Annotated in this window: 18 protein-coding genes, 3 tRNA genes, 3 rRNA genes and 1 pseudogene; 6 read left to right on the forward strand and 19 right to left on the reverse strand. The window is 62.3% G+C overall.

The window, feature by feature from the left end:
- Positions 1–197 precede the first annotated feature (197 nt).
- Genes P0Y50_03925 through P0Y50_03935 form a run of 3 tightly spaced genes read left to right on the forward strand, consistent with a single transcriptional unit; the run spans position 198 to position 5064 of the window.
- The gene (locus P0Y50_03925; protein WEK40769.1) at positions 198–4235 is read left to right on the forward strand and encodes a helix-turn-helix transcriptional regulator; all 4038 of its coding nucleotides are present in this window, start codon (positions 198–200) and stop codon (positions 4233–4235) included.
- A 57-nt stretch (positions 4236–4292) separates the two neighbouring features.
- Positions 4293–4733, forward strand: coding sequence for a DUF6516 family protein (locus P0Y50_03930; protein WEK40770.1), 441 nt, complete (start codon positions 4293–4295; stop codon positions 4731–4733).
- Positions 4690–5064: a hypothetical protein gene (locus P0Y50_03935; protein ID WEK40771.1), complete on the forward strand. Its 375-nt coding sequence runs from the start codon at positions 4690–4692 to the stop codon at positions 5062–5064. Before P0Y50_03930 ends, P0Y50_03935 begins: the two co-directional genes overlap by 44 nt.
- 541 nt (positions 5065–5605) lie before the next feature.
- Here P0Y50_03935 and P0Y50_03940 read toward each other — a convergent pair.
- The 11 genes and pseudogenes from P0Y50_03940 to P0Y50_03990 all read right to left on the reverse strand — a co-directional run bounded on the left by P0Y50_03940 (position 5606) and on the right by P0Y50_03990 (position 14397).
- Positions 5606–5875 (reverse strand): annotated as a pseudogene (locus P0Y50_03940) (integrase core domain-containing protein).
- A gap of 198 nt (positions 5876–6073) precedes the next feature.
- A tRNA-Met gene (locus tag P0Y50_03945) sits at positions 6074–6150 on the reverse strand.
- Positions 6151–6255: 105 nt separating this feature from the next.
- Positions 6256–6370 (reverse strand): 5S ribosomal RNA (gene rrf, locus P0Y50_03950).
- Positions 6371–6505: 135 nt separating this feature from the next.
- Positions 6506–9283 (reverse strand): 23S ribosomal RNA (locus P0Y50_03955).
- Positions 9284–9547: 264 nt separating this feature from the next.
- Positions 9548–9623 (reverse strand) — tRNA-Ala (locus tag P0Y50_03960).
- A gap of 82 nt (positions 9624–9705) precedes the next feature.
- A tRNA-Ile gene (locus tag P0Y50_03965) sits at positions 9706–9782 on the reverse strand.
- 180 nt (positions 9783–9962) lie between these two features.
- Positions 9963–11423, reverse strand: a 16S ribosomal RNA gene (locus tag P0Y50_03970).
- The 16S, 23S and 5S rRNA genes sit together here with 3 tRNA genes alongside, the layout of an rRNA operon.
- A 646-nt stretch (positions 11424–12069) precedes the next feature.
- Positions 12070–12276, reverse strand: coding sequence for a hypothetical protein (locus P0Y50_03975; GenBank protein ID WEK40772.1), 207 nt, complete (start codon positions 12274–12276; stop codon positions 12070–12072).
- Positions 12277–12334: 58 nt separating this feature from the next.
- Positions 12335–12625: a DUF167 domain-containing protein gene (locus P0Y50_03980; GenBank protein ID WEK40773.1), complete on the reverse strand. Its 291-nt coding sequence runs from the start codon at positions 12623–12625 to the stop codon at positions 12335–12337.
- 76 nt (positions 12626–12701) lie between these two features.
- Entirely contained in the window at positions 12702–13631 is a 930-nt protein-coding gene (locus tag P0Y50_03985; GenBank protein ID WEK40774.1) for an electron transfer flavoprotein subunit alpha/FixB family protein, read from the reverse strand.
- Between the two features lies 1 nt (position 13632).
- A complete protein-coding gene (locus tag P0Y50_03990) occupies positions 13633–14397 on the reverse strand; it encodes an electron transfer flavoprotein subunit beta/FixA family protein (GenBank protein WEK40775.1) in 765 nt (254 codons plus the stop codon).
- Between the two features lie 117 nt (positions 14398–14514).
- On the opposite strand from P0Y50_03990, the gene P0Y50_03995 reads away from it, so the two are divergent.
- Positions 14515–14859 (forward strand): hypothetical protein, encoded by a 345-nt coding sequence (locus P0Y50_03995; protein WEK40776.1) that lies wholly within the window; start codon positions 14515–14517, stop codon positions 14857–14859.
- A 9-nt stretch (positions 14860–14868) separates the two neighbouring features.
- On the opposite strand, the gene P0Y50_04000 is transcribed toward P0Y50_03995, so the two are convergent.
- Both P0Y50_04000 and P0Y50_04005 read right to left on the reverse strand, forming a co-directional pair.
- Positions 14869–15441: a cob(I)yrinic acid a,c-diamide adenosyltransferase gene (locus P0Y50_04000; GenBank protein ID WEK40777.1), complete on the reverse strand. Its 573-nt coding sequence runs from the start codon at positions 15439–15441 to the stop codon at positions 14869–14871.
- 2 nt (positions 15442–15443) lie between these two features.
- A complete protein-coding gene (locus tag P0Y50_04005; GenBank protein WEK40778.1) occupies positions 15444–15647 on the reverse strand; it encodes a twin transmembrane helix small protein in 204 nt (67 codons plus the stop codon).
- A gap of 156 nt (positions 15648–15803) precedes the next feature.
- On the opposite strand from P0Y50_04005, the gene P0Y50_04010 reads away from it, so the two are divergent.
- Positions 15804–17966, forward strand: a complete 2163-nt coding sequence (locus P0Y50_04010; GenBank protein WEK40779.1) for a TonB-dependent receptor — start codon at positions 15804–15806, stop codon at positions 17964–17966.
- A gap of 101 nt (positions 17967–18067) precedes the next feature.
- A complete protein-coding gene (locus P0Y50_04015) occupies positions 18068–19222 on the forward strand; it encodes a hypothetical protein (GenBank protein ID WEK40780.1) in 1155 nt (384 codons plus the stop codon).
- A gap of 7 nt (positions 19223–19229) precedes the next feature.
- Here the strand turns inward: P0Y50_04015 and polA are convergent, their stop codons facing one another.
- From polA to P0Y50_04045, 6 genes are all read right to left on the reverse strand, one after another.
- On the reverse strand, positions 19230–22154 hold the full coding sequence (gene polA / locus P0Y50_04020; protein WEK40781.1) for a DNA polymerase I: 2925 nt from the start codon (positions 22152–22154) through the stop codon (positions 19230–19232).
- A gap of 31 nt (positions 22155–22185) precedes the next feature.
- Positions 22186–22956, reverse strand: a complete 771-nt coding sequence (locus P0Y50_04025; protein ID WEK40782.1) for a hypothetical protein — start codon at positions 22954–22956, stop codon at positions 22186–22188.
- Between the two features lie 36 nt (positions 22957–22992).
- Positions 22993–23610: a hypothetical protein gene (locus tag P0Y50_04030; protein WEK40783.1), complete on the reverse strand. Its 618-nt coding sequence runs from the start codon at positions 23608–23610 to the stop codon at positions 22993–22995.
- Positions 23610–24050, reverse strand: coding sequence for a VOC family protein (locus tag P0Y50_04035; GenBank protein ID WEK40784.1), 441 nt, complete (start codon positions 24048–24050; stop codon positions 23610–23612). The genes P0Y50_04030 and P0Y50_04035 overlap by 1 nt, the downstream gene beginning before the upstream one ends.
- Positions 24051–24135: 85 nt before the next feature.
- Positions 24136–24375, reverse strand: a complete 240-nt coding sequence (locus P0Y50_04040) for a zinc-finger domain-containing protein (GenBank protein WEK40785.1) — start codon at positions 24373–24375, stop codon at positions 24136–24138.
- A 55-nt stretch (positions 24376–24430) separates the two neighbouring features.
- On the reverse strand, positions 24431–24724 hold the full coding sequence (locus P0Y50_04045; protein WEK40786.1) for a hypothetical protein: 294 nt from the start codon (positions 24722–24724) through the stop codon (positions 24431–24433).
- Positions 24725–24749: the final 25 nt, after the last annotated feature.

A 24749-nucleotide genomic window follows, 5' to 3' on the forward strand; every position in this document is an offset into this window, starting at 1 on the left:
CCTGCGTGAAGTGACATCCGCTAGGACCTCAGCGCGCATCCGGATTGTGACTTCCGCTCGGAGCGTAGCCTTAGCCTGCCTGTCTGGTCGGTCTTTGGTATCAGTGAGAATGGCCATTTGGAGGAGCGGTGTGTCTGTAACCACGATCCGCCAGCACCATTTGACGCTTTCACAGCGCAGGGTTACAATGATGTCATATGAATGATATGACGTCGCATAATTTTATCCTTTCTCCTCAGCAAATTCGAGCTGCTCGCGCCTTGCTTGCATGGTCGCAGTCGGAGCTGGCGGGCCAAGCTCGCGTGGCCACTTCGACCGTCGCCGACTTCGAACGCTCCGCCCGAAATCCCGTCGCTAATAACATTCAGGCCATTCGCGAAGCCTTCGAGCGCGAGGGCCTTGAGTTCGTAGCCGACGGCGTCGTGTCTCGCACCAAGTTCACGCCGCCGCCTCCACCCCGCCCCGGCCATCTGGTCCGCTGGGTGAATGCGACGCACCTGTCGCAGTGGGGCGAACGCCGCGCCGGCCAGAGCGGTATGCCGGAGGTGCTGAGCCGCCTCATCTACGCCTCGGTCGGACCGGCAGCCGTCCTGCGTTTCCCCTCCGACGAAAGTGTTCAGTATCCGGGGTGGGACGGCGTGTGCGACTCCCGGTTTGGCACTCGCTTTGTCCCGGAAGGCGCGTCGGTCTGGGAAATCGGCGCGCAGCGCGCCGGCGTCCGCGGGAAGGCGGACGAAGATTTTGAAAAGCGCTCGGCTGGCCCGCTCGGCCGCACCCCCTCCGAAACCACCTTTGTTTTCGTCACGCCGCAGCGATTCGTCGGCAAGGATGAATGGGTCGCACAGAAAAAAGCGCTCGGCATCTGGCGCGACGTCGTGGCGTTGGACGCCGACGACCTCGTGCACTGGCTCGAAACCTATCCCGCTGTGGCCCGATGGCTTGCGGCCCAGATCGGTCGCCGCCCGGCTGGTCTGCGCGGCCTGGAAGACGCTTGGGAAGAGTGGTCGAAGACGACTCAGCTTCCGTTGACCACTGATATTCTGCTCACCGATCGGGACGAGGAGCAGACCGCCGTTTTGCGGTGGCTTCAGCGTGAGCCGGAAGAATTCTCGCTCCAGGCCGAGGCACCCGAGGAAGCGATCTCCTTCCTGTATGCGTCGCTGAGCCCGTTGCCGGAAGCCTATCGTCTGGCCCACCTTGGCCGTTGCGTTGTTGCAGACACTCTCGAAACCGCTCGCGAGCTCGTGGGCCTGGGCACGCCGCTGATCATCGTTATGGCCGAACCTGACGCAGGCGTCGCCCAGCGTCTGATCTCGGACGGACACCACGTCTTCAGCGCCTACGGCCCCAATGCGTCGGCCGTCGCTCGGAGCCTCCCTCGGCCTTGGCGCTTCAACTTGGAACAGGCGCTGCGATCAGCAGGGTTCGACGACGAACAGGCCCATCTCTACGCCCACAACTCCGGCCGAAGCCTCACAGTGCTTCGGCGGATACTGCCCGCCGCGCCCCAGTTCCGGACCCCATGGTCTTCTCCAGCCGTGCCCGAGCTCATCGCCGCCATGCTGGCGGGGGCGTGGTCGGACAAGTCGAAACGGGATCGTGAGATCCTGAGCGACCTGGCCGGCAAGCCTTACGATGACGTGGTCATCGCGCTTGCACCGCTGGCGGAGCTGGGCGGCCCCCTGATCCACGTCGGGGACGTTTGGAAGGTTGCGTCTCTGCGCGACCTCTACGCCCAGATCGGCATGCAGGTGACGTCGGCCCAGTTTGTGCGGTTTGAGACCGCCTTCCAGAGCGTCTTGGGTGCCATCAATCGGCGGTACGACCAGAAGCCGAAAAGCCCTTACTTCGAGGAGGAGGGAGAGTTCGGAGAAGAGTGCTCGCCCGCACTCCGGCGGGGTCTCACCGAAGCCCTGATCGCCTTTGCGGTCTACCCGGATGTCGCCAAGCTGTTGACCGATGCGCAGCCGAGGATCTCCAGCATCGTCCGGCGCCTTCTCGATAAAGCATCACCGGCGCTGTGGTGGTCGCTGTCCCGGGATTTCCAGAACATCGCCGAGGCCGCGCCCGACGCCTTCCTAGCCGCCCTGGAGACGGCGCTGGAGGAGGATGACCCGGCCCTGAACTCGCTGTTCCGCAGCGACGAAGGGTTCATGCACCCAACGGAATATCTGTCGAATCTGCTCTGGGCGTTGGAAATGCTCGCGCGCAGTCCCGACTGGGTGACGCGCTCCGCTCTGGTTCTGGCTCGTCTCGACGAACTCGATCCAGGCGGAAAAATGGGGAACCGCCCTGGCGCTTCCCTGCGCCGGATCTTCCTGAGCTGGTCGCCGCAGACCTATGCGACGCCGGAACAGCGATTGAAGGTGATCGACCGCATCATCGCGACCTATCCCGTCGCCGGCTGGAAACTGCTCAACAAGCTGGCGCCTCGGAGCCATGACAGTTCCGGCATGGGCGCCCGGCCCAACTGGCGCGACTTTTCCAGCGATCGGCCGGAACCCCTGACGTGGCAAGCCATCGGTGCGGCTGTGGAGGCGGTGGGCGATCGACTGCTGACCCAGGTTGGTGAAGACCCGCAGCGCTGGGCGGACTTGATCGACCACTGGGCGCAGTTCAAGCCCGCTTGGCGAGCCCAAGCCTCAGCGCAGTTGGCGGCCTACGCTCAAAATCTGTCCGGTGCGGACGTAGAGGCGCTGCGCACAAAGGTGCGGAAGCTGGTCCAGCGACACAGAGACTACAGGGACGCCGAATGGGCCATGCCCGAAAGCGATCTTCAGCCGCTGGATGACATCGCCCAGCGGCTGGAGCCCGACGATGTGGCGGAACGCGTGCGTTGGTTGTTCCAGCCCGGCGCACAGTCGCTGCGCCCCCGTATCGGCTGGCGCGAACAACAGGAGTTGCTGGAAGCGGATCAGACTGCGGCAGCGCAGGAACTGATGGCGCAGATGTCGCCGGAGGCGCTGTTTGGCTTCGCTGAGACGGTGCAGTTCCACTTCGCCCTCGGCTTGGCCATTGCCCGCACCCCGACACCGCTCGAGGTCAGACTGGAGCTGATGCAGCGCGCCATCCAGTCCGAAACCTCGGCCGTCTCGGATACCGGCGCTGGCGTCCTCGCCGGCCTCAAGCCCGATGGCGTGGAAGGCGAAGCTTGGACGCAGGCGCTCTGGAAACGGGCGATCCAAGAGGGCTGGGGCCATGCGGCGGAGACGCGCATCGTGCAGCAACTCGATCCAACGCCCGCCAACTGGGTAGCCCTCGACGAGCGGTCCAAGCCCTTGGCCGACTTCTACTGGAAGACGCTCAACACCTATCGACTTCCCGATGATGTCGATCCGAACACCGTGGTCGATCGGCTGATTTCGGTGGGTCGATCTCGGGAAGCCGTCGCCTGGCTCGGCAACAACATCGAACGCAATCCGGAAAGCGCACTGCTAATCCGAGCGCTGCGTGCGGCGATCTCGTCTGATGAAGAGTTGGACGGCAATGACGCCACGATGTTCAGCTACTACCTTGGGCTGGTCCTTGGGCGCCTGGACGAAGATCCGGCGATCGAGGAACGCGAACTCGTGCAACTGGAATGGATCTATTTCCAGGCGCTGAAACATTCCGAGCGGCCGCCGAAGACACTGCACAAGGCGCTGTCGAACGATCCGGACTTCTTCGTCGACCTTCTCCGGATGGTCTATCTGCCCGCCAAGGACAGCGGCGTGGAAGAGCCCAAATCCGACAATCCCGAGCAGGTCGAGCAGTTGGCCACCCAAGCCTGGGATGTCCTGCATGAGTGGAGCCGGGTGCCGGGATCAACCGATGACGGCGTCATCGACGGGGCAGCGCTCGACGCCTGGGTCAAGGCGGCGCGCAAGCGGCTTAAGGAGCTCGGACGCGGTGATATCGGCGACAGCAAGATCGGGGAAATCCTGTCGGCCGCGAGACGGACAGCCGACGAGCCTTGGCCGCCTGAACCCGTGCGCGAGGTTATCGAGACCGCTCGCAGTCGGCATCTGGAATCCGGCTTTGAGATCGGGGTCTACAATCGACGCGGCGTGACGGTCCGAATGCCGCATGACGGAGGCGATCAGGAGCGTTCTCTTGCGGCCAGCTATCGCAAGGACGCCGAAGCGCTCCGCTTTGACTGGCCGCGAACCTCGGCGTGCCTTGAGCGCATAGCGACGACCTACGAGTACGACGCGAACCGCGAAGACCTCAGCGCTCAGCAAAGGGACTGGCTATGACGCTCGTTCTTGAAAATGCTGAGCGGCTCCATTATTATCCTCACAGGATAAGATAATATGGAGTCCCTGCCCGAGCACGAACTCGCCTTTCTGCTGGATTTCGACGGCGCCCGTTACCTTTTCGATGAAGGGTATTGGGTGAAGATCGAGGTGCGCCAAACCGATCCGACGCCCCAACGTCCGCACGGCTTGTCGTACAGCTTCACGCTTCACGACCCTGACGGTCAGAGGTTGCTGGGCTTCGACAACGCCCACGCCGTCCCGCCCATCGGCGGCCGGTACAAGACGAAGCCTGTCGCGCACGATCACTGGCATCGCACCAGCAAGGACAAAGGCCGACCTTATGATTTCAGGTCGGCCTTCGATCTCGTCCAGGACTTCCTGTCCGAGGTTGAGCGGATACTGGGGGAACGAGGCGTCTCGGCTGTGATGGTCGAAGAGCATGATGAGGCCGATGACCAAGACAAAGGTCCAGAGCTGGGCGGGGTTCAAGAATGACCTCTTGGCCGCCGCAAAAGGCGCGCCCGCGCCCACTGACGCAGGAGGTCTCGTCGTGGAGAGCGCCGAAGCCCTGATGCGCCTTCTCACGCCTGAGAACCGCGAATTGCTCAGGCTTATCCGGGACGAGAAGCCTGAGTCCGTCGCATCATTGGCGCGACTGACCCATCGCGCTGTGCCCAACCTTTTGCGCACGCTTGGGAAGTTGGAGGCCGCCGGCTTGGTGGCGTTCAAAGAAGACGGTAAGCGTCGTGCACCGGTGAGCCTGGCGCGTCGCTTCTCGGTTCACATCGACCCCTACTCTAGCAAAGACCGGATCGAAGTGGCCTGATCGGCCATGGCGGAAAACAGGCACGAAGCGACACTCGGGCGCGTGCCATGACTCATCTACGCAGCCCAAGCGACTGCCGCGCAGTAGTTCTCACTGTCTTCCACGTCGGCGCGCCATCTACATTCAGTTTAGTAAAATCAATGATTTGATCCCTTCGCTGTCGGGTTTTAGTATCGGTTTTATACAACGAATTTTGCGCTGTCGGGCAGGGCGGGGTTTTGGTCAGCGTCTGATCGGACAGCGTCAGCCCACATGAGCCGAGCTGACCTCCGGAAAAGACCAGACGCCACGTGCCAACCCTTCGACCAGCGGGGACAGTCGCATCGCCTAAGGAGCGCTTACCCTCTTCCAGCGACCAATGAACATTGAGGTTCGCATACGTGTCTGCGTGAGCCTTGGTTCGCTCGATCAGGGCGCCACACGAGGATGCGACGGCGTCCTGCTGATCACCGCATATGATGGGTTCCATGCCGGAGACTTGGTTTCCCAACATCATAAAAAGATTGTAGTTCATCATAATCGCTGACGTGACCCCCGTTTCTCATCCAGCGATAGCGAGAGGCCTGTGTTGATCTGAGCCGTGATTGGCTGGGTTGGCAACAGGCCGGTCTGCGCAGCCATCAACCAGCGCAGCAGGCCGGCGGATGTGTCCGGTGAGCCCCTCTGCGTAGGCCTCTGGCGTCAGCCATCTCTGCTTCGAGCGCGGTCGGGTTTCGTAGTAGTCGCGCCGCCAGGCTTCGAGCACGGCACGGGCGTGCGGCAGGGATCGGAACAGCGTCTCGTTCAGCAGTTCGTCGCGCAGGCGTCCGTTGACCCGAAGGGCGGCGCGTAGCAGCCAATCTCTCGTTGAGGCCGTTCTGCTGGACTTGCCGGCCGTCCTTCGTTGGGCGGGCTCTAGCTATTCGTGGAGGAGTTTCTGGCGGTCACGTGGCTTCCACGGGCGGATTTGGGGCTGGGATTTCAGGCATGAAAAAACCCGCCATCCTATTGGAATGGCGGGTTAAAATCTTGGGTGCGGGAGTAGGATTTGAACCTACGACCTTCAGGTTATGAGCCTGACGAGCTACCGGGCTGCTCCATCCCGCGGCAAGCGGTCTTTCGGGAAGGAAGAATGTGTTCGAGAGTGGCCGCTCCAGTCGGCTTAGGGGCCGTTAGGGCAGGCATGGTGCAATCGTCCTGTCCGCCTGGTAGACCCGGCGGCGACCTACTCTCCCGCGCCTTGAGACGAAGTACCATTGGCTCTGGAGGGCTTAACGACCGAGTTCGGAATGGGATCGGGTGGGGAACCTCCGACATAGCCACCAGGTCAACCAGGGGGACAGAAGGATTGCACATTCAAGCTCAGCTAGCGCTATCGCGCTATTTTGAACAAGAATGGAAGAAGACATTGTCGTGACGATCATCGGGTCAAGGATGATCATCGAATGAGTTTTGCTGAGAAACGATCAAACCGATCGGATTATTAGTACCAGTAAGCTTCACGCGTCGCCGCGCTTCCACACCTGGCCTATCAACGTGGTAGTCTTCCACGATCCTCAGCGAAGCCTTGTTTTGAGGTTAGTTTCCCGCTTAGATGCTTTCAGCGGTTATCTATTCCATACTTAGCTACCCTGCTGCACAGCTGGCGCCATGACAGGTACACCAGAGGTATGTCCATCCCGGTCCTCTCGTACTAGGGACAGATCCTCTCAAGCTTCGAACACCCACGGCAGATAGGGACCAAACTGTCTCACGACGTTCTGAACCCAGCTCACGTACCACTTTAAATGGCGAACAGCCATACCCTTGGGACCTGCTCCAGCCCCAGGATGTGATGAGCCGACATCGAGGTGCCAAACTTTGCCGTCGATATGGACTCTTGGGCAAAATCAGCCTGTTATCCCTAGAGTACCTTTTATCCGTTGAGCGATGGCCCTTCCACTCGGGACCACCGGATCACTATGGCCGACTTTCGTCTCTGCTCGACTTGTCAGTCTCGCAGTCAGGCGAGCTTATGCCATTGCACTCGACGAGCGATTTCCGACCGCTCTGAGCTCACCATCGCGCGCCTCCGTTACACTTTGGGAGGCGACCGCCCCAGTCAAACTACCCACCACGCCATGTCCCGGGACCGGATAACGGCCCTCGGTTAGACGTCAACGACAGTAAGGGTGGTATTTCAAGGACGACTCCACCAGAGCTGGCGCCCCGGTTTCATAGTCTCCCACCTATCCTACACATACGGTCGCTAACGCCAAGGCGAAGCTATAGTAAAGGTTCATAGGGTCTTTCCGTCTGACCGCGGGAACCCCGCATCTTCACGGGGAATTCAATTTCACTGAGCCTGTGCTGGAGACAGTGGGGAAGTCGTTACGCCATTCGTGCAGGTCGGAACTTACCCGACAAGGAATTTCGCTACCTTAGGACCGTTATAGTTACGGCCGCCGTTTACCTGGGCTTCAGTTCGGAGCTTTCACTCCTCCCTTTAACCTTCAGGCACCGGGCAGGCGTCAGACCCTATACGTCGCATTGCTGCTTCGCAGAGCCCTGTGTTTTTGCTAAACAGTCGCTACCCCCTGGCTTGTGCCACTCATTCCTGCTTGCGCAAGGTGAGTCACGCTTATTCCGAAGTTACGCGTGCAATTTGCCGAGTTCCTTCAGCACAGTTCTCTCAAACGCCTTGGTATGCTCTACCTGACCACCTGTGTCGGTTTCGGGTACGGTCTCTGCTGGAGTTATTTCCTGGGACAACGCCCCCGCACACACAATCCAATAAGTGGGTACGAGTTAAGCCATCCGTCACTTCCAGCTGGTGCAGGAATATTTACCTGCTTCCCATCGACTACGCTTTTCAGCCTCGCCTTAGGGGCCGACTAACCCTGCGCAGATTAGCTTTACGCAGGAACCCTTGGTCTTTCGGCGAGAGTGTCTCTCACACTCTTATCGTTACTCATGTCAGCATTCTCACTTCCGATACCTCCAGCCAGGCTCACGCCTGACCTTCACCGGCCTACGGAACGCTCCGCTACCGCATGCACAAAGTGCACACCCATATCTTCGGCGACTGGCTTGAGCCCCGTTACATTTTCCGCGCAGGATCGCTTGATCAGTGAGCTGTTACGCTTTCTTTAAAGGATGGCTGCTTCTAAGCCAACCTCCTGATTGTCAAAGCAATCCCACATCGTTTCCCACTTAGCCAGTACTTGGGGGCCTTAGATGATGGTTAGGGTTGTTTCCCTTTTCACGACGGACGTTAGCACCCGCCGTGTGTCTGCCCGATAGTTCTCTTGGGTATTCGGAGTTTGGTTAGTATTGGTACCGCTCGCGCAGCCCGCAACCATCCAGTGCTCTACCCCCCAAGGAATTCGTCGGACGCTCTACCTAAATAGATTTCGCGGAGAACCAGCTATGTCCAGGTTTGATTGGCCTTTCACCCCTATCCACAAGTCATCCCAGAATTTTTCAACATTCACGGGTTCGGTCCTCCAGTTAGTGTTACCTAACCTTCAACCTGCTCATGGATAGATCACCTGGTTTCGGGTCGTCATACGTCGAACTTAGCGCCCTATTCAGACTCGCTTTCGCTGCGCCTACACCTAACGGCTTAAGCTTGCTCGACACATGAAGTCGCTGACCCATTATACAAAAGGTACGCCGTCACCGCGCTTGGCGGCTCCGACTGCTTGTAGGCTTCCGATTTCAGGATCTGTTTCACTCCCCTTGTCGGGGTGCTTTTCACCTTTCCCTCACGGTACTTGTTCACTATCGGTCGTAGAGGAGTACTTAGGCTTGGAGGGTGGTCCCCCCATGTTCAGACAGGATTTCACGTGTCCCGCCCTACTCGAGTCTCTTGCTATTTGATGACTACGGGGCTTTCACCCACTATGGCCGACCTTTCCAGATCGTTCGTCTTTATTTCACAAGAGCACTGGCCTGGTCCCGGTTCGCTCGCCACTACTACGGGAGTCTCGGTTGATGTCCTTTCCTCCGGGTACTGAGATGTTTCAGTTCCCCGGGTTCGCTTAATGAAGCCTATGTATTCAGCTCATTATACCTTTCAACAATCCGCCAATCTCAACCCCGAAGAGCAGAGTTGGAAGACTGTAAAGGTGGGTTTCCCCATTCGGAAATAACCGGATCAAAGGGTGCTAGCGCCTCCCCGGTTCTTATCGCAGCTTGCCACGTCCTTCATCGCCTCTCTACGCCAAGGCATCCGTCAGAAGCCCTTCAACGTTTGATCGTTTCTCAGCAAAACTCATGCCTGGTTTATTCCGCCCGACTGGAAAGTCGCCGGGGGACCAAGCCTGATTTTTGTCAGACAATGTCTTCTTCTCGAACACGACCTAAAAGCTCAGGGGAGCCGGCCATATTCTTCCTTCACGATTTCAATGCCAGTCGGCGAGCGCCGACGGGCAATTCCTGATGCGATCTGCGAGCTTTGGCGGGGTGCGCCTCCGCTTTCAAAGCGGAGCCTCGGGTCAAATCCTGGGCCGCGGGTGCGGCCTGGTGGAGCCAGACGGAGTCGAACCGACGACATCCTGCTTGCAAAGCAGGCGCTCTACCAACTGAGCTATGGCCCCATTCCGAGGAACGGTGCGAAGCCCAGGAGAGCTGTCGGCGATGCCGTCTTGAGGCTGAGAACCCCCAGCGAACCAGAAGTCCTGGTAGGCCCGGGCAGACTCGAACTGCCGACCTTACGCTTATCAGGCGTACGCTCTAACCACCTGAGCTACGGGCCTATGGCAGCGACAGCCAGGTCGAAAGACCCAGGCTCGCGATCGCGTCACCAACTCAACGACCCGAATGGTCGAAGCGTCGATGACGAAAGTGGAAAGAGAAACGGAGACGGCGGCGTTCCGCCGTTTATTGGAGCCTCAATAGACAGTCTCGTGAGAGACGGCCTGGAGAAGCATCCTTAGAAAGGAGGTGATCCAGCCGCAGGTTCCCCTACGGCTACCTTGTTACGACTTCACCCCAGTCGCTGACCCTACCGTGGTCGCCTGCCTCCTTGCGGTCAGCGCAGCGCCTTCGGGTAGAACCAACTCCCATGGTGTGACGGGCGGTGTGTACAAGGCCCGGGAACGTATTCACCGCGGCATGCTGATCCGCGATTACTAGCGATTCCAACTTCATGCCCTCGAGTTGCAGAGGACAATCCGAACTGAGACGACTTTTAAGGATTAACCCTCTGTAGTCGCCATTGTAGCACGTGTGTAGCCCACCCTGTAAGGGCCATGAGGACTTGACGTCATCCCCACCTTCCTCCGGCTTAGCACCGGCAGTCCCATTAGAGTTCCCAACTAAATGATGGCAACTAATGGCGAGGGTTGCGCTCGTTGCGGGACTTAACCCAACATCTCACGACACGAGCTGACGACAGCCATGCAGCACCTGTGTCCTAGTCCCCGAAGGGAAAGCCACGTCTCCGTGGCGGTCCAGGCATGTCAAAAGGTGGTAAGGTTCTGCGCGTTGCTTCGAATTAAACCACATGCTCCACCGCTTGTGCGGGCCCCCGTCAATTCCTTTGAGTTTTAATCTTGCGACCGTACTCCCCAGGCGGATTGCTTAATGCGTTAGCTGCGTCACCGAAATGCATGCATCCCGACAACTAGCAATCATCGTTTACGGCGTGGACTACCAGGGTATCTAATCCTGTTTGCTCCCCACGCTTTCGAGCCTCAGCGTCAGTAATGAGCCAGTGTGTCGCCTTCGCCACTGGTGTTCTTCCGAATATCTACGAATTTCACCTCTACACTCGGAGTTCCACACACCTCTCTCATACTCAAGACACCCAGTATCAAAGGCAATTCCGAGGTTGAGCCCCGGGATTTCACCCCTGACTTAAATGTCCGCCTACGCTCCCTTTACGCCCAGTAATTCCGAGCAACGCTAGCCCCCTTCGTATTACCGCGGCTGCTGGCACGAAGTTAGCCGGGGCTTCTTCTCCGGGTACCGTCATTATCGTCCCCGGTGAAAGAATTTTACAATCCTAAGACCTTCATCATTCACGCGGCATGGCTGCGTCAGGCTTTCGCCCATTGCGCAAGATTCCCCACTGCTGCCTCCCGTAGGAGTTTGGGCCGTGTCTCAGTCCCAATGTGGCTGATCATCCTCTCAGACCAGCTACTGATCGTCGCCTTGGTGAGCCTTTACCTCACCAACTAGCTAATCAGACGCGGGCCGCTCTAAAGGCGATAAATCTTTCCCCCGAAGGGCACATTCGGTATTAGCACAAGTTTCCCTGAGTTATTCCGAACCTAAAGGCACGTTCCCACGTGTTACTCACCCGTCCGCCACTAACTCCGAAGAGTTCGTTCGACTTGCATGTGTTAGGCCTGCCGCCAGCGTTCGCTCTGAGCCAGGATCAAACTCTCAGGTTGAGTTGACTTCTGACCTAAGCTTAAGATCACCGAAGTGACCTTGGCATTAGTTCTACGTATTTTATTGACGAGTTCCCACGTCATCGATCCGAAGACCGACGCATGGTATCTTTTCAAAAAGACCGCAGATAGTCAGTGTCGTATGATGACCTCGAAGGGTCATCGCAAGAACACCGCCGCCTGCGTTTCTCTTTCCATATCAACAATGTCAAAGACCAGAACCGCCTCAGCGGCCCGACTTGTTTAGCGCCGTGTCGTCGGCGGAGGCGGCGATTTAGGGACCGCCGAACCTCTTGTCAACCGCTCTTTTCAGAGATTTCGCAAACCCGAAGAGCGAACCCTTCAAACCGCAAAAAACCACCGGAGAAAACCAAGAGGCTTGCCCCTTCACCAAACCGGCGATTCGATTGAAGCGCGGAGACTAATCAAACCAACCCAGGAAAGCAAGAAGTTTCTCAACCTCTCACCCCCAACAAAACCCCGGAAATCCAGTCTCCAAGGCCCCGCAGGCCAGCCCGTCTCCGAGCGAGGCAGCCCTATACGGGCCACCACTTTCCGCAGCAAGGGGAATCTGAGAACGGAACCAAAAATCTGGCGGAGTCAGGATCGGCGAACGTCGCGTGACGCTGGACGTCGTCCTCCAGGATCAGGCTCCGCCAAGTCTCGACATCAGTTCGGGGTCGCTCTCGACCCGGGCCACCTCGGTATCGAACGCCTGCCGCGCTCGGCCTTCATCGTCGAATAGGGTCGGCGCCTCCGCCCTCAGGCTGACGACAGCGAACCGTGCATCCCGCTGTTCAAGGATCACGCCGCTGCGGGCGTGAAGGATTCGCACTTGCGTAGGGTCGGCCATTGTTCGTCTTCTCCGCGTCTGGAAGACAACGCGCCGATCGCGATATTCGTCGCCTTCTTCACGCGCCGCTAAGCCGCCCCGCAATTCGGAGGAGGAGCGCGTCCTCGTCCACACCCTCGAAAGCGATCATCTTAAGCCGGGACTGACCACCTCTTGTGAGGGCGACAGCGGATTTCGGCAGATCCAGGCTTTTGGCCAGAAACCGGATCAGGGCGTCATTGGCCTCCCCATCGATAGGACGCGCGCGAACGCGCACCTTCAGAACCCTTCGACCGGATGCATCCACATCCCAGCCGTCGATTCGCTCCATCGCGGCGCCGGGCTGCAGCTTTACGGCCAGGATCGCCATCCATCGCTCCCAGATACGTGAAGGGCGCGATGTCGGCTCCGACATCGCGCCCCTCGCAGGGTTTATCGCCTGGGCGTCAGCCCAGGGCGGCCATCAGCTCGGGCACGGCGGTCTTGTAGTCCGCGACCAGGCCATAGTCGGCGACCTGGAAGATCGGCGCGTCTGGATCCTTGTTGATGGCGACGATGGTCTTGGAATCCTTCATCCCCGCCAGGTGCTGGATCGCGCCGGAGATGCCCACGGCGATATAGAGCTGGGGCGCGACCACCTTGCCGGTCTGGCCGACCTGATAGTCGTTCGGCGCATAGCCGGCGTCGACGGCGGCGCGCGAGGCGCCGATGGCGGCCCCCAGCCTATCGGCCAGAGGCTCCATCACGGCGTGGAACTCGTCCGCCGAGCCCAGGGCGCGGCCCCCTGAGACGATGATCTTGGCGGCGCCCAGTTCGGGGCGGTCCGACTTGACCATTTCCTCGGAGACGAAGGCGGTCTTGGACGCCTCGGCGCCGGCGACGCTCTCGACCGAAGCCGAACCGCCCTCGGCGGCGGCAGCGAAGGCTGTCGGGCGCACGGTGATCACCTTCTTGGCGTCTGACGACTGGATCGTCTCCAGCGCATTGCCGGCGTAGATCGGCCTGACGAAAGTATCGGGTGAGACGACCTCGACAATGTCGGAGATCGGGGCGACGTCCAGCTTGGCGGCGATGCGCGGCGCGAAATTCTTGCCGTCGGTCGAGGCCGGGGTCAGGATCGCGTCATAGTTTGCCGCCAGCGGCACGACGGTCGCCTCGACCGCTTCGGCCAGGCCATGACCCAGGCCGGCGCTTTCGGCCAGCAGCACCTTGCGGACGCCAGCGATCTTGGCGGCGCTGTCGGCGGCGGCCTGTGCGCCCTGCCCCACGACCAGAACGTCCACGTCGGACGACAGGCCGAGTGCGGCGGTCACGGTCTTGTTGGTGGTGTCGCGAACGGTCGAACCGTCGTGATCGGCGATGACGAGGACAGCCATATTACAGCGCTCCCGCGGACTTGAGCTTGGAAACCAGTTCGGCGGCGTCGGCGACATTGACCCCGGCGGAACGCTTGGGCGGTTCGGTGACCTTCACGACCTTCAAACGATCGGCGACATCGACGCCGTAGTCGGCGACCGCCTTCACGGCGATCTCCTTCTTCTTGGCCTTCATGATGTTGGGCAGCGACGCATAGCGCGGGGTGTTCAGACGCAGGTCCACCGTCACCACGGCGGGCAGGTCGGCGGCGATGGTCTGCAGGCCGCCGTCGACTTCGCGCGTCACCGTAGCCTTGCCGCCGTCGATCACCAGCTTGCCGGCGAAGGTGGCCTGGGGCCAGTCCAGCAGGGCGGCCAGCATCTGGCCCACCGCATTGTTGTCGCCGTCGATGGACTGTTTGCCCATCAGGACCAGATCGGGCTTTTCTTCCTCGACCACCGCCTTCAGCAGTTTGGCGACCGCCAGCGGCTCAAGATCCGTATCCGACTGGATCAGCAGGCCGCGATCCGCGCCCATGGCCAGGGCGGTGCGGATGGTTTCCTGGGCCTGGGTCACGCCGATGGAGACGACCACGATCTCGGTCGCGGTTCCGGCGGCGTGATGCTCCTTGCCTTCCTTGAGACGAACCGCCTCTTCGACAGCAATCTCGTCGAAGGGGTTCATGCTCATTTTGACGTTGGCCAGATCGACGCCCGACTGATCCGCCTTGACGCGGGCCTTGACGTTATAGTCGATCACCCGTTTGACGGGGACGAGTACCTTCATGGGTCTATCCGTGAAATCGCCTGAATGTAGAGGCAGGGACATGGAGCGGTCGCGAAGGCCTGTCAATGTAACGCGGCGTCAAGCTGCGGCTGAGATCCTCACCTAACGGACCACAAGATGAAGCGTTTCCTGACCTTTCCCCGCCTGGCGATGATTTTCTTCGGCCTTTTCGGCGTCGCCATCGTGGGGATCTTCGTCCTGCAGGATTATTGGGTCGCGCCGGGCAAGCGGTGCGAGGCGGCGGGCAGATGGTACGACATGGACAGCCGCATCTGCGCCCAGCCCATCTCCATCGCTCAGATCACCGGCCGCCCCATTGGCGTGTCGCGCGAGGAGGCCTCGGCCGAGAAAAACCGCGAACTGGTTCGCATCGAACATGAACTCGCCGCCGAAAGCCGCGCCCGCGCCGCCGAGGCCCAGCGGCAGAAGGCGGCTTTGGCGGCCGCACGACCGGCAGCCTGAGGACAGCGCTTAGCGGGTCGCGCCTGGTTTCCATTTGACGTCGCCGGCGCCATTGGCGTTGGCGCGGCGGGCGGCGACGAACAGATGGTCCGACAGCCGGTTCAGATACCGCACGGCCGCGCCGTTGACCGCCTCCCCGGCCTCGACAAGGCGCACCGCCTCGCGTTCTGCCCGACGACAGACGGTGCGGGCCATGTGCAGATGCGCCGACAGGGGCGCGCCGCCCGGCAGAATGAAACTGTCGAGCGCCTTCAGGCTCTCGTTCATCCAGTCGATTTCCTGTTCCAGCCGCTCGACCTGGCTGTCGATGATCCGCAGCGCCTCCCACGCGGGGGGCGGGTCGAGCGGCGTGGCCAGGTCGGCGCCCAGGTCGAACAGTTCGTTCTGGATACGGCCCAGCATGGCGTCGATCCGGTCGTTCTGGCCGCTGTTCAGGCGGGCTATGCCGATCACGGCGTTCAGTTCGTCCACCGCCCCATAGGCCTCGACCCGGGCGTCGGTCTTGGAGACGGGCGCGCCGGAAGCCAGCCGCGTCTGACCGCCGTCGCCGGTCCGGGTGTAGATTTTGTTCAGCGTCACCATGATCAGCCGCCCCGCGTCGCTTTCCACATCATCCCGATCACCAGCAGCAGGACCGCCACGGCCTGCAACCCGACGCGCAGACGCATCAGCCGATTGGAATGGGTCCGGGCATAATCTCCGCCGCGAAACAGCGAGTAGAGACCAAGGCCCAAGGTGATCGTCACGGCGACGATGGCGGCGACGATCAGAAGGTCGAAAATCTGCATGGTCTCGTTCTAGACCCGGATCGCGACCGGACGCCAGCGCGCGGCTTCGGACGACAGGCGATAAGGCTCCGCTTGCGACGGATGGGCGCACCCCCCTTGGACGACGATTGCGAATGCTGTTGAGAAGCGCTCGCAAATATAGGGGACTGTTCCATCATGACGATTTCGACCCGCGCACGCCTGCTGGCCGGCGTTTCCTTCGCCTTCGGCCTGACCGCGAACGCCGCCGTGGCGCAGACCGCCGTTCAGTCCTCGACCGTCCAGCCTTCGGAACTCGGCGAGATCGTCGTCACCGCCTCGGGCTTCGAACAACGGATCAATCAGGCCCCCGCCTCGATCAGCGTCATCCCCCGTGCGGAGATCGAGGAGGTGCGGGCCGTCTCCATCGCCGAAATCCTGAACAATGTCGAAGGCGTGGACACCGGCGCCGCCGTCGGCAAGTCTGGTGGTCAGACCATCAATATTCGCGGCATGGGATCGGACTACACCCTGATCCTGATCGACGGCCGCCGCCAGAACACGGCCGGCAGCGTCACGCCCAACGGATTCGGTGAAACCGCCACCAGCTTCCTGCCCCCGGTCTCGGCCATCGACAGGGTCGAGGTGGTGCGCGGCCCCGTCTCCACCCTGTATGGGTCCGACGCCATGGGCGGGGTGGTCAACATCATCACGCGCAAGATCGGCGATGACTGGCACGGGTCGGCGACGGCCCATTATACGCTGCAGGGAGATGATGAGTTCGGCGATATTCGCGGCGGCGACGTCTATCTGGCCGGGCCGCTGGTGGCGGACCGTGTCGGCGTCTCGATCCGGGCGTCGCGCTCGGAGCGGGAACAGTCCAGACTGACCTATGAGACGGTCGCCGGGGTCCAGACCCCGGTGTCGGGCTTCGGCCGCAGCGCCACCGCCAACCAGATCTGGTCGGCCGGCGGCCGGGTCGCCTTCAACCTGCATCCCGACCATGATCTGTGGATCGACGGCGACGTGACGCGCCAGTGGTACGACAATTCGAAGGGCCAGATGGGCACGGCCACCACCGCAGGCGGCTATGACAAGTTCCTTGAGTTCAATCGCGATCAGATCGCGGTGGCCCACAACTGGCGCCTGCCCTTCGGCGTGCTGGAATCCAACTATTCGGTCGCCAAGACCGAGACCCGGGGTCGGATCATTCCCAACGGCGTCGCCGGCGCCGGCGGCGGCCGCACGCTTGAGAGCGAAAACCGTATCTTCGACACCAAACTGTTCTCCCAGTGGCGCAACCATACCTTCACCGTCGGCGGCCAGCATTGGGACGCCGAAATGACCGACGGCGTGGTGTCCGGCACATTCAATCACACCCAGTGGGCCATCTTCGCCGAGGACGAATGGCGCTTCACCGACGGCCTGGCCCTGACGCTGGGCGCGCGTCATGACGACCATTCGACCTTCGGCTCTCACTTCAGCCCGCGCGCCTATCTGGTGTGGAACCCCAACGCCGTCTGGACCGTGAAAGGCGGCGTCAGCCAAGGCTTCAAGACGCCGCGCCTGGAACAGCTGGCCTCGGGCATCAACGGCTTCGGCGCTCAGGGCCGCCTGCCGCTCCTGGGCAGTCCCGGCCTGATGCCGGAAACCTCGACCTCGACCGAGTTCGCGGTGCTGTACGATGACCACCAGCGCCTGCGCGCCGGGATCACGGTCTTCCACAACCAGTTCGACGACAAGATCGCCACCGGCGTCCCGATCGCCAACTGCCTGTTCAAACTGACGCCTGAACAATATGCCGCCGGCGGGTACAACACATCCGGCTGCTACGACGTGGGCTTCTACACCGCCTATATCTCAACGGTTCCCACCTTTGGCCAGAGCGTGAACATCGACGAGGCGGTGACGAAGGGGGTCGAGGCCACGGCCCGCTTCCGTTTCGACGACGCCTGGACGCTTCAAGGCAACTACACCTTCACCGACAGCGAACAGAAGTCGGGCGCGGCGGCCGGCCAGCCCCTGACCGATACGCCCGAGCACATGCTGAACGCCAATCTGCGCTGGGTCGCCAACGACCGGATGAACCTGTGGCTGCGCGGCGAATATCGGTCGTCGCGTTACCGGGGCGCAGGCGACGCCCAGACCGCACTCGGCGACTACAAGGCCTACAGCCTGTTCCATCTGGGCGGCGCCTATCGGGTCGATGACAATCTGACCGTCAATGCGGTCGTCTATAATGTCTTCGACAAGGACTTCGTCAGCCTCCTGCCCTACGGAACCCCCGTGGCCTATGCGCCGGAGTTCGCCAACAATCAGGAGCCGCGCCGCCTGTGGGTTTCGGTCACGGCCGCCTTCTGATCGTCGCACGTTCAACTGTTCGGGGATCGCCTCGGCGATCCCTGTTCTTTTCAGCGACAACCTAAGCCATTTGGTGACGATTTCGCGTCTAGGCTGATCGCATGACTGATCGCGCCGTCCGCAGCCTGGAACATCTGAAAAGCTCGGCCTCTACCGCCCGGGTGCTGAACCTGCTGCGGGTGTGGGAAGAAAACGGCGACAGCGGCCCGGACGGCGCCGTGCGTAATCCCGAATGGGCCAGCTTCCCCATCTTCCGCACCGCCGCGCTGAACCGCGCCCTGATCATCAAACACCGCCTGCGCCGCAACGAGACCGATCTCTTCACCGGCCGTCGGCAGGTCGCCACCAAGGTCGTCATCCCCATCGATGACGCGGATCTGAAGACCGGCGGTCGCTACGTTTTCGTCAATCAGATCGGCTTCGAGCGGATGATGATGGAGGCGTTCGGTGTTCCCGCGAACCATCCCGACATCGAAACCCTGCGCCTGATCGATAAACTGCCGTCGCTCGATCCCTTCCTGCTGCGCGAACAACTGCGGCGCGGCGGGCTGGACCCCGCCGCCTGCTATTTCTCCATCAGCGAAAGCGATCTTCAACGGATGCTGGCTTTCGTGCGCAGCGAGATCGAACCCCTCGTCACCCTCAGCCTGGGATCCGACACGGTGGCGATCAGCGCCGATTCAGCCGGACGGATGGCGGCCAAGATCCTGTCCAACACGCCCGGCGACCAGCTGGACGCCCTGCGGCTGACGCTGCGTCTGGCGCCGGAACAGTATCAGGAGGGCGTCTTCTGCTGGAAAGGCTTCCTCTATTACAAATGGACCCTGGCGGCGCTTCTGGGCGACGTCGCCAATGTCGCCGAGGCTGTCCGCACCATTCGCCCGGTCGGAAAGATCGACCGCGCCGCCAAGGAATATCTGGCCCGCAGCCGCGACGTCCTGCGCGGCCGCATCATCAAGACCTGCGACGAGGTCAGCCGCACCTTGCGCATCTATGACGACGCCTACGCCAAGTTGACGCAGGAAGGCCGCCCCACCGCCTTTCGCGACTTCCTGCTGGACGCCCCGTCCATGTTCGCCAAACTGGGCGACCAACTCGGCGCCGTACAGCACATCGTCAGCTACTGGCGCTTCCGCTTCGGCCCCGGCGCCTCGCCGGTCAATGTCGAGGAGCTGATGGACATCTTCATGGACTTCGAAACCGGCCTTCTGGGCCGCGGCGAGCTCCCCGACGACATCGGCATGGTCGCCGCCTGACGACCGATCAGTGGGCCTCGTCCCAGTTGGCGGCGGCGCGGGCGTCGACGACAAGCGGGACGGTCAGGGCGACGGCCGGTTCGGCGGCCTTCTCCATGATGCGGCGGATCACCGGAATGGCGCGTTCGGCCTCGGCTTGCGGGGCCTCGAACACCAATTCGTCGTGGACCTGCAGCAGCATTCGCGTCTTCAGCCCGGCCTCGGCCAGGGCGCCCGGCATGCGGATCATGGCGCGGCGGATGATGTCGGCGGCCGCGCCCTGGATCGGGGCGTTGATGGCCGCGCGTTCTCCGAACTGCCGCTCGGCGCCCGACTTGGACAGGATGGCGGGAATGTGGATGCGACGGCCGAAGACGGTCGAGACGAAGCCGGTCTGGCGCACCTCGGCCTTGGTCTTGTCCATATAGTCGCGGATGCCGGGGAAGCGTTCGAAATAGGTCTTGATATAGGCCCCGGCCTCGCCCTGATCGATGCCCAGCTGGTTGGCCAGGCCGAAGGCGGAAATGCCATAGACGATGCCGAAGTTGATGGCCTTGGCCCGGCGGCGCGTCTCGGCCGGCATCCCCTCGACCGGCACGCCGAACATTTCCGAAGCTGTCGCGGCGTGAATGTCCAGCCCCGCCTTGAAGGCGCGTTTCAGCTCGGCGATATCGCCGATATGGGCCAGCAGGCGTAGCTCGATCTGGCTGTAGTCGGCGCTGATCAGCACATGGCCAGGCGCGGCGATGAAGGCCTGACGAATTTCGCGGCCTGTCTCGGTGCGGATCGGAATGTTCTGAAGGTTCGGGTCGCTGGACGCCAGACGCCCGGTGGAGGCGGCCGCCAGTTGATAGGAGGTGTGGACCCGGTCGGTCTTGGGATCGGCGGCGGCGATCAGGGCGTCGGTATAGGTGCCCTTCAGCTTGGACAGCTGGCGCCAGTCCAGGATGGTGCGCGGCAGATCGTGGCTCAGCGCCAGCTCTTCCAGCACGCTGGCGTCGGTGCCCCACTGGCCGGATGCGGTCTTCTTGCCGCCCGGCAGATTCAGCTCTCCGAACAGGATTTCGCCGATCTGACGCGGCGAGCCGATGTTGAAAGGCCGGCCGGCGATTCGCTCGGCCTCGACCTCCAGCTCGGCCATGCGCAGGCCGAACTCGCTGGACAGGCGTTTCAGCCGGTCGGGATCGATGCGGACGCCCGCCGTCTCCATCTCGGCCAGGACCGTCGGCATTCCCCGCTCCAGCGTCTCATAGACGGTGGACAGGCCCTCGCGCGCCAAACGCGGCTTCAGGATGCGCCACAGACGCAGCGTCACATCGGCATCCTCGGCGGCGTATTCCGAGGCGGGTCTCAAGGCGACGTGCTTGAACGACTTCTGGCTCTTGCCCGTCCCTGCCACCGACTTGAACGGTATGGGGTCGTGGCCGAGATGCAGCCGCGCCAGCTCGTCCATGCCGTGACCATGCAGCCCTCCCTCCAGCACATAGGAGATCAGCATGGTGTCGTCATAGGGCGCCACGCGGATGCCCCGGCGCGCCATGACGGCGATGTCGTATTTGGCGTTCTGCAACACCTTCAGGACCGAAGGGTCTTCCAACAGGGTCTTCAGCCTGGCCAAGGTCGTCGGCTTGTCCAGCTGATGGATCGGCTTGCGCGCCTCGCCCGGCTCTCCGAACAGGCCGCCGTCATTGGCCTGCGGCTCATGCTCGTGGGTCAGGGGGATATAGCAGGCCTCGTTCGGCCCCACCGCCAGCGACACGCCGCACAGGCCCGCATGGGTCGCCGACAGGGCGTCGGTCTCCGTGTCGAAACCGACCACCCCGACCTCTGTCGCGCGCGCGATCCAGCGATCCAGCGCCTCCTCGGTCTGAACGCATTCATAGGTCGAGTGGTCGAAGGTCTGAGCCTCGGCCGGGCCGTCCACGACCTGGCCATAACGCGGCGTGGCGACCGGGGCCGACAGGTTGGGCGCGCGCTTGGGCGCAAAGGCCGAAACCTCGCTGGGCCCGGCCTTGCCGTCGCCGACCCGACGTTGCAGCGAGCGGAACTCCATCGTCTCAAGGAAGGCCGACAGGATCGCGGGATCGGGGTCGCGAACGGCGAAATCGTCGATCGCCTCAGGCGCGGGCGCGTCACAGGTCAGGCGCACCAGTTCCCGCGACAGGCGGATCTGATCGGCGAAATTGATCAGTGTCTCTCGGCGCTTCGGCTGTTTGATCTCGCCCGCCCGCGCCAGCAGGCTGTCCAGATCGCCATATTCGTCCAGCAGTTGGGCTGCCGTCTTGGGGCCGATGCCGGGCGCGCCCGGCACATTGTCGACGCTGTCGCCGATCAGGGCCTGCAGATCGACCATCTTCTCGGGCGCGACGCCGAACTTTTCGAATACCTCAGGCTCGGCCAGACGCCGGTCCTTCATCGGGTCCCACATGACCACGCCGCCGCCGATCAGCTGCATCAGGTCCTTGTCGGACGACACGATCACCGCCTCGCCGCCCCTATCCCGCGCCTTGCAGGCGTAGGTGGCGATCAGGTCGTCGGCCTCATAGCCGGGCAGTTCGACACAGTGAACGCCGAACGCCGCCGTCGCCTCGCGCACCAGGGGGAACTGCGGGATCAGGTCTTCGGGCGGCGGCGGGCGGTGGGCCTTGTATTGATCGTACAGTGTGTTGCGGAACGTCTTGTCCGAATGGTCGAAGATGGCCACCAGATGGGTCGGACCATCCGCGCCCTTCATGTCCTTCAACAGCTTCCACAACATGTTGCAGTAGCCCTGGACCGCCCCCACCGGCAGGCCGTCCGACTTGCGCGTCAACGGCGGCAGGGCGTGATAGGCGCGGAAGATGTAGGCCGAGGCGTCGATCATCCACAGCCGCAGCGCGGGGCCATCCTGCGTCAGGGGACGTTCGGCCTGGTCGGCGTCGGCGGAGGGAAGGTCGGTGGAGGCGTCGGACATGGGGCGAACATAGGATGCGCCCTCGCCGCCGTCATGTCTGGATCGCAGCAGACGGCGACAAACCTTCGGGCAGGTGCTCGAGGTCCGGCATGACCGTCAGTTTTTCACGCGCGTCGATCAGCACCGGGAACCTCGCCCCGACCCGACAGAAGAAGTCTCTGCGCGCGACGGATTCCGGCCGGAATTCGATCGTCAGGCCGGTGTCATAGGCGGGCGCTCCATCCTCGGGTGTGACACGCAGACCCAGCGCGGCGAAGCTGGAGCCATCATCGCGCATTTTGGCGTCCACGGCGGACACCGTGGCCTGACCCCGGCGGCCTTCTCGCCGCAGACCGTCGTGTCGTTCGGCGCCCTGGCGGGTCGCGCCCGTCACGTCGATGGTGTTTTCGCCTCGGCCGGCCATGCGCTCGGCCATCATCAAGGCGGCCTTTCGGCCCGCGACCGCCCCGCTCTCGATCTCGCGCCACACGATGTTGAACCGGGCGGGGTCTTGGCGTTCGAATACGACGGGCAGGGTCTGGCCCGGCGAGGGCCATTTGGAGGCTCGTGCGAAACCGGCCCCGTGAACCGCCAAGGCGTCGACGCCCGGTCCCGAAAGCACGCCGTCCAGCGCATAGTTCGACGACCCCACGCCCGCTTCCGGCGGCTGACTGGCGGCGACCACCAGCACTTCGCCCCGAACCGGATCGTTCAGCTTCACCGGCCCCAGCTTGCGCCAGATCAGAATGCCGATGCCCGCGGAGATGAAGATCGGCGCAAACACCGACACCAGGATGATCGCGATCGTGGGTTCGACGGTCATGGCGGTTTCCCTAGCAACGGCGAACGTAACTCAGGATCAGAATTCGGTCCAGCTGGAACCCGGGTCGCGCTGGCCGGGCTGGGCCTGCTGCTGGCCCCAGGACACGACCATGAAGGCCTTGTGGCTGCGGATGCGATAGGCGCCGATCATCGGCACGACGGCGCCCAGCGGCGCGCCGGTCTTGGCTTCATAGAGGAAGCCTGAAAATTCCGCGACGCCGACCCGGTCGCGGTGGCTGTAGACCGACAGCTCGGGCAGGGAGACGACGTTCAGGCTTTCATTGATCGGAATCCGCATTTCCGGCAGGCCGAAGACGCGCCGCATCTGCTCCAGCGACAGAGCCCCGGCGCGAACCTCAAACACCGCGTTGGCCTCGTCCTTGGTGCGGGCCAGGCTGAAGCCGGCGTCGGAAATGGCGGCGCGTATCGCGCTGACGGCGTAGCGGCTGCCTTCGCCCTGAAAATAGGCGTCGTCCACGAACACAGAGGCCCCCAGCGGCAGAGGCAGGACCAGACCTTCGATGGCCCGGTCGGCGGCGCGCGCCAGCAGCAGCTGCTCGGTCGCCGTGCGTCCGATGTTGCTTTCGGTGGTCGAGGCGCAAGCCGACAGCGTCAGCGCCAAGGCCGACAGCGATGCGGCCCGCCGCAGACCCATCACCAGACCCCAGTGTTAGGCATCGACGCCCAGGGTTCGGCCGGCGCCAGGGGTTCGCCTTCCTGCAACAGTTCGATGGAGATGCCGTCCGGCGAACGGACAAAGGCCATATTGCCGTCGCGGGGCGGACGGTTGATCGTCACCCCGCCGTCCATCAGGCGCTGACAGGCGGCGTAGATGTCGTCGACCTTATAGGCCAAATGGCCGAAGTTGCGCCCCCCCGGGTAGGCTTGCGGGTCCCAGTTGAACGTCAGCTCGACCTCTGGACAGCGTTCCGCCGCCGACTGCGCCAGATTTCCGGGCGCGGCGAGAAAGATCAGGGTGAACCGGCCGACTTCGTTCTCAGTGCGGCGCACTTCCTGCAAACCCAACAGATCGCAGTAAAAATGCAGCGAGGCGTCGATGTCCGTCACGCGGACCATAGTGTGCAGATAACGCAAAGGGCGGCTCTCCATCCGTACAGGCTGTCTGCGATCCTATAGACCCGGACCTCACGACCTCGCGACTGAACTGAGGTTACGGCCTTTAGTGAGCCTCGGCCGCGCGGGCCGCCGGGCTCAGATATTCGTTCTCGTCATGCGGATGGGCCGACAGGACGAAGCGGCGGTCGCAATAGCCGCATTCGATGAAGTCGTCCTCGCCCATGTCCATATAGACCAGCGGATGGCCCAGGGCGCCGCCGCCGCCGTCGCAGGCCACGCGCTTGGTGGAGACGACGATCTCTTCGGGCGGCGGGATGATGGCGTCGGCGTGGCGCGGGGGCATGGCGGGGTCCGATTTGGAAGGCTTGCGGGCTTCCTAGGCGGACCCGCCCCCAAGGTCAAACCTCAGAGGTGGCTGACGGACGACGGCCGAGAAGGCGGTTCAGCATGGCCCTGCGCTTCTTGAACAGCGTCAGCCCCAGACAGGCCGCGCCGACCCACAGACCGATCTCGCCGATCAGCAGCAGGCCGGCGCCGAGGATGGCCGCCTGCGCCATTTCAATCTGATCGGTCTTGCCCGCCAACAGCGCCAATCCTCCGCCGACATAGCCGATGGCGCAGACGCCCATGGCCGCCAAGCCGATCAGGCGGGTGCGGGTCAGGGGCGTCTTGGTTTTTTGAACGGCGGTCACGACAGTCTCCATCAAGCTAGGTTGT

This window comes from Candidatus Brevundimonas colombiensis (genome assembly GCA_029202665.1).
GTDB lineage: Bacteria > Pseudomonadota > Alphaproteobacteria > Caulobacterales > Caulobacteraceae > Brevundimonas > Brevundimonas colombiensis.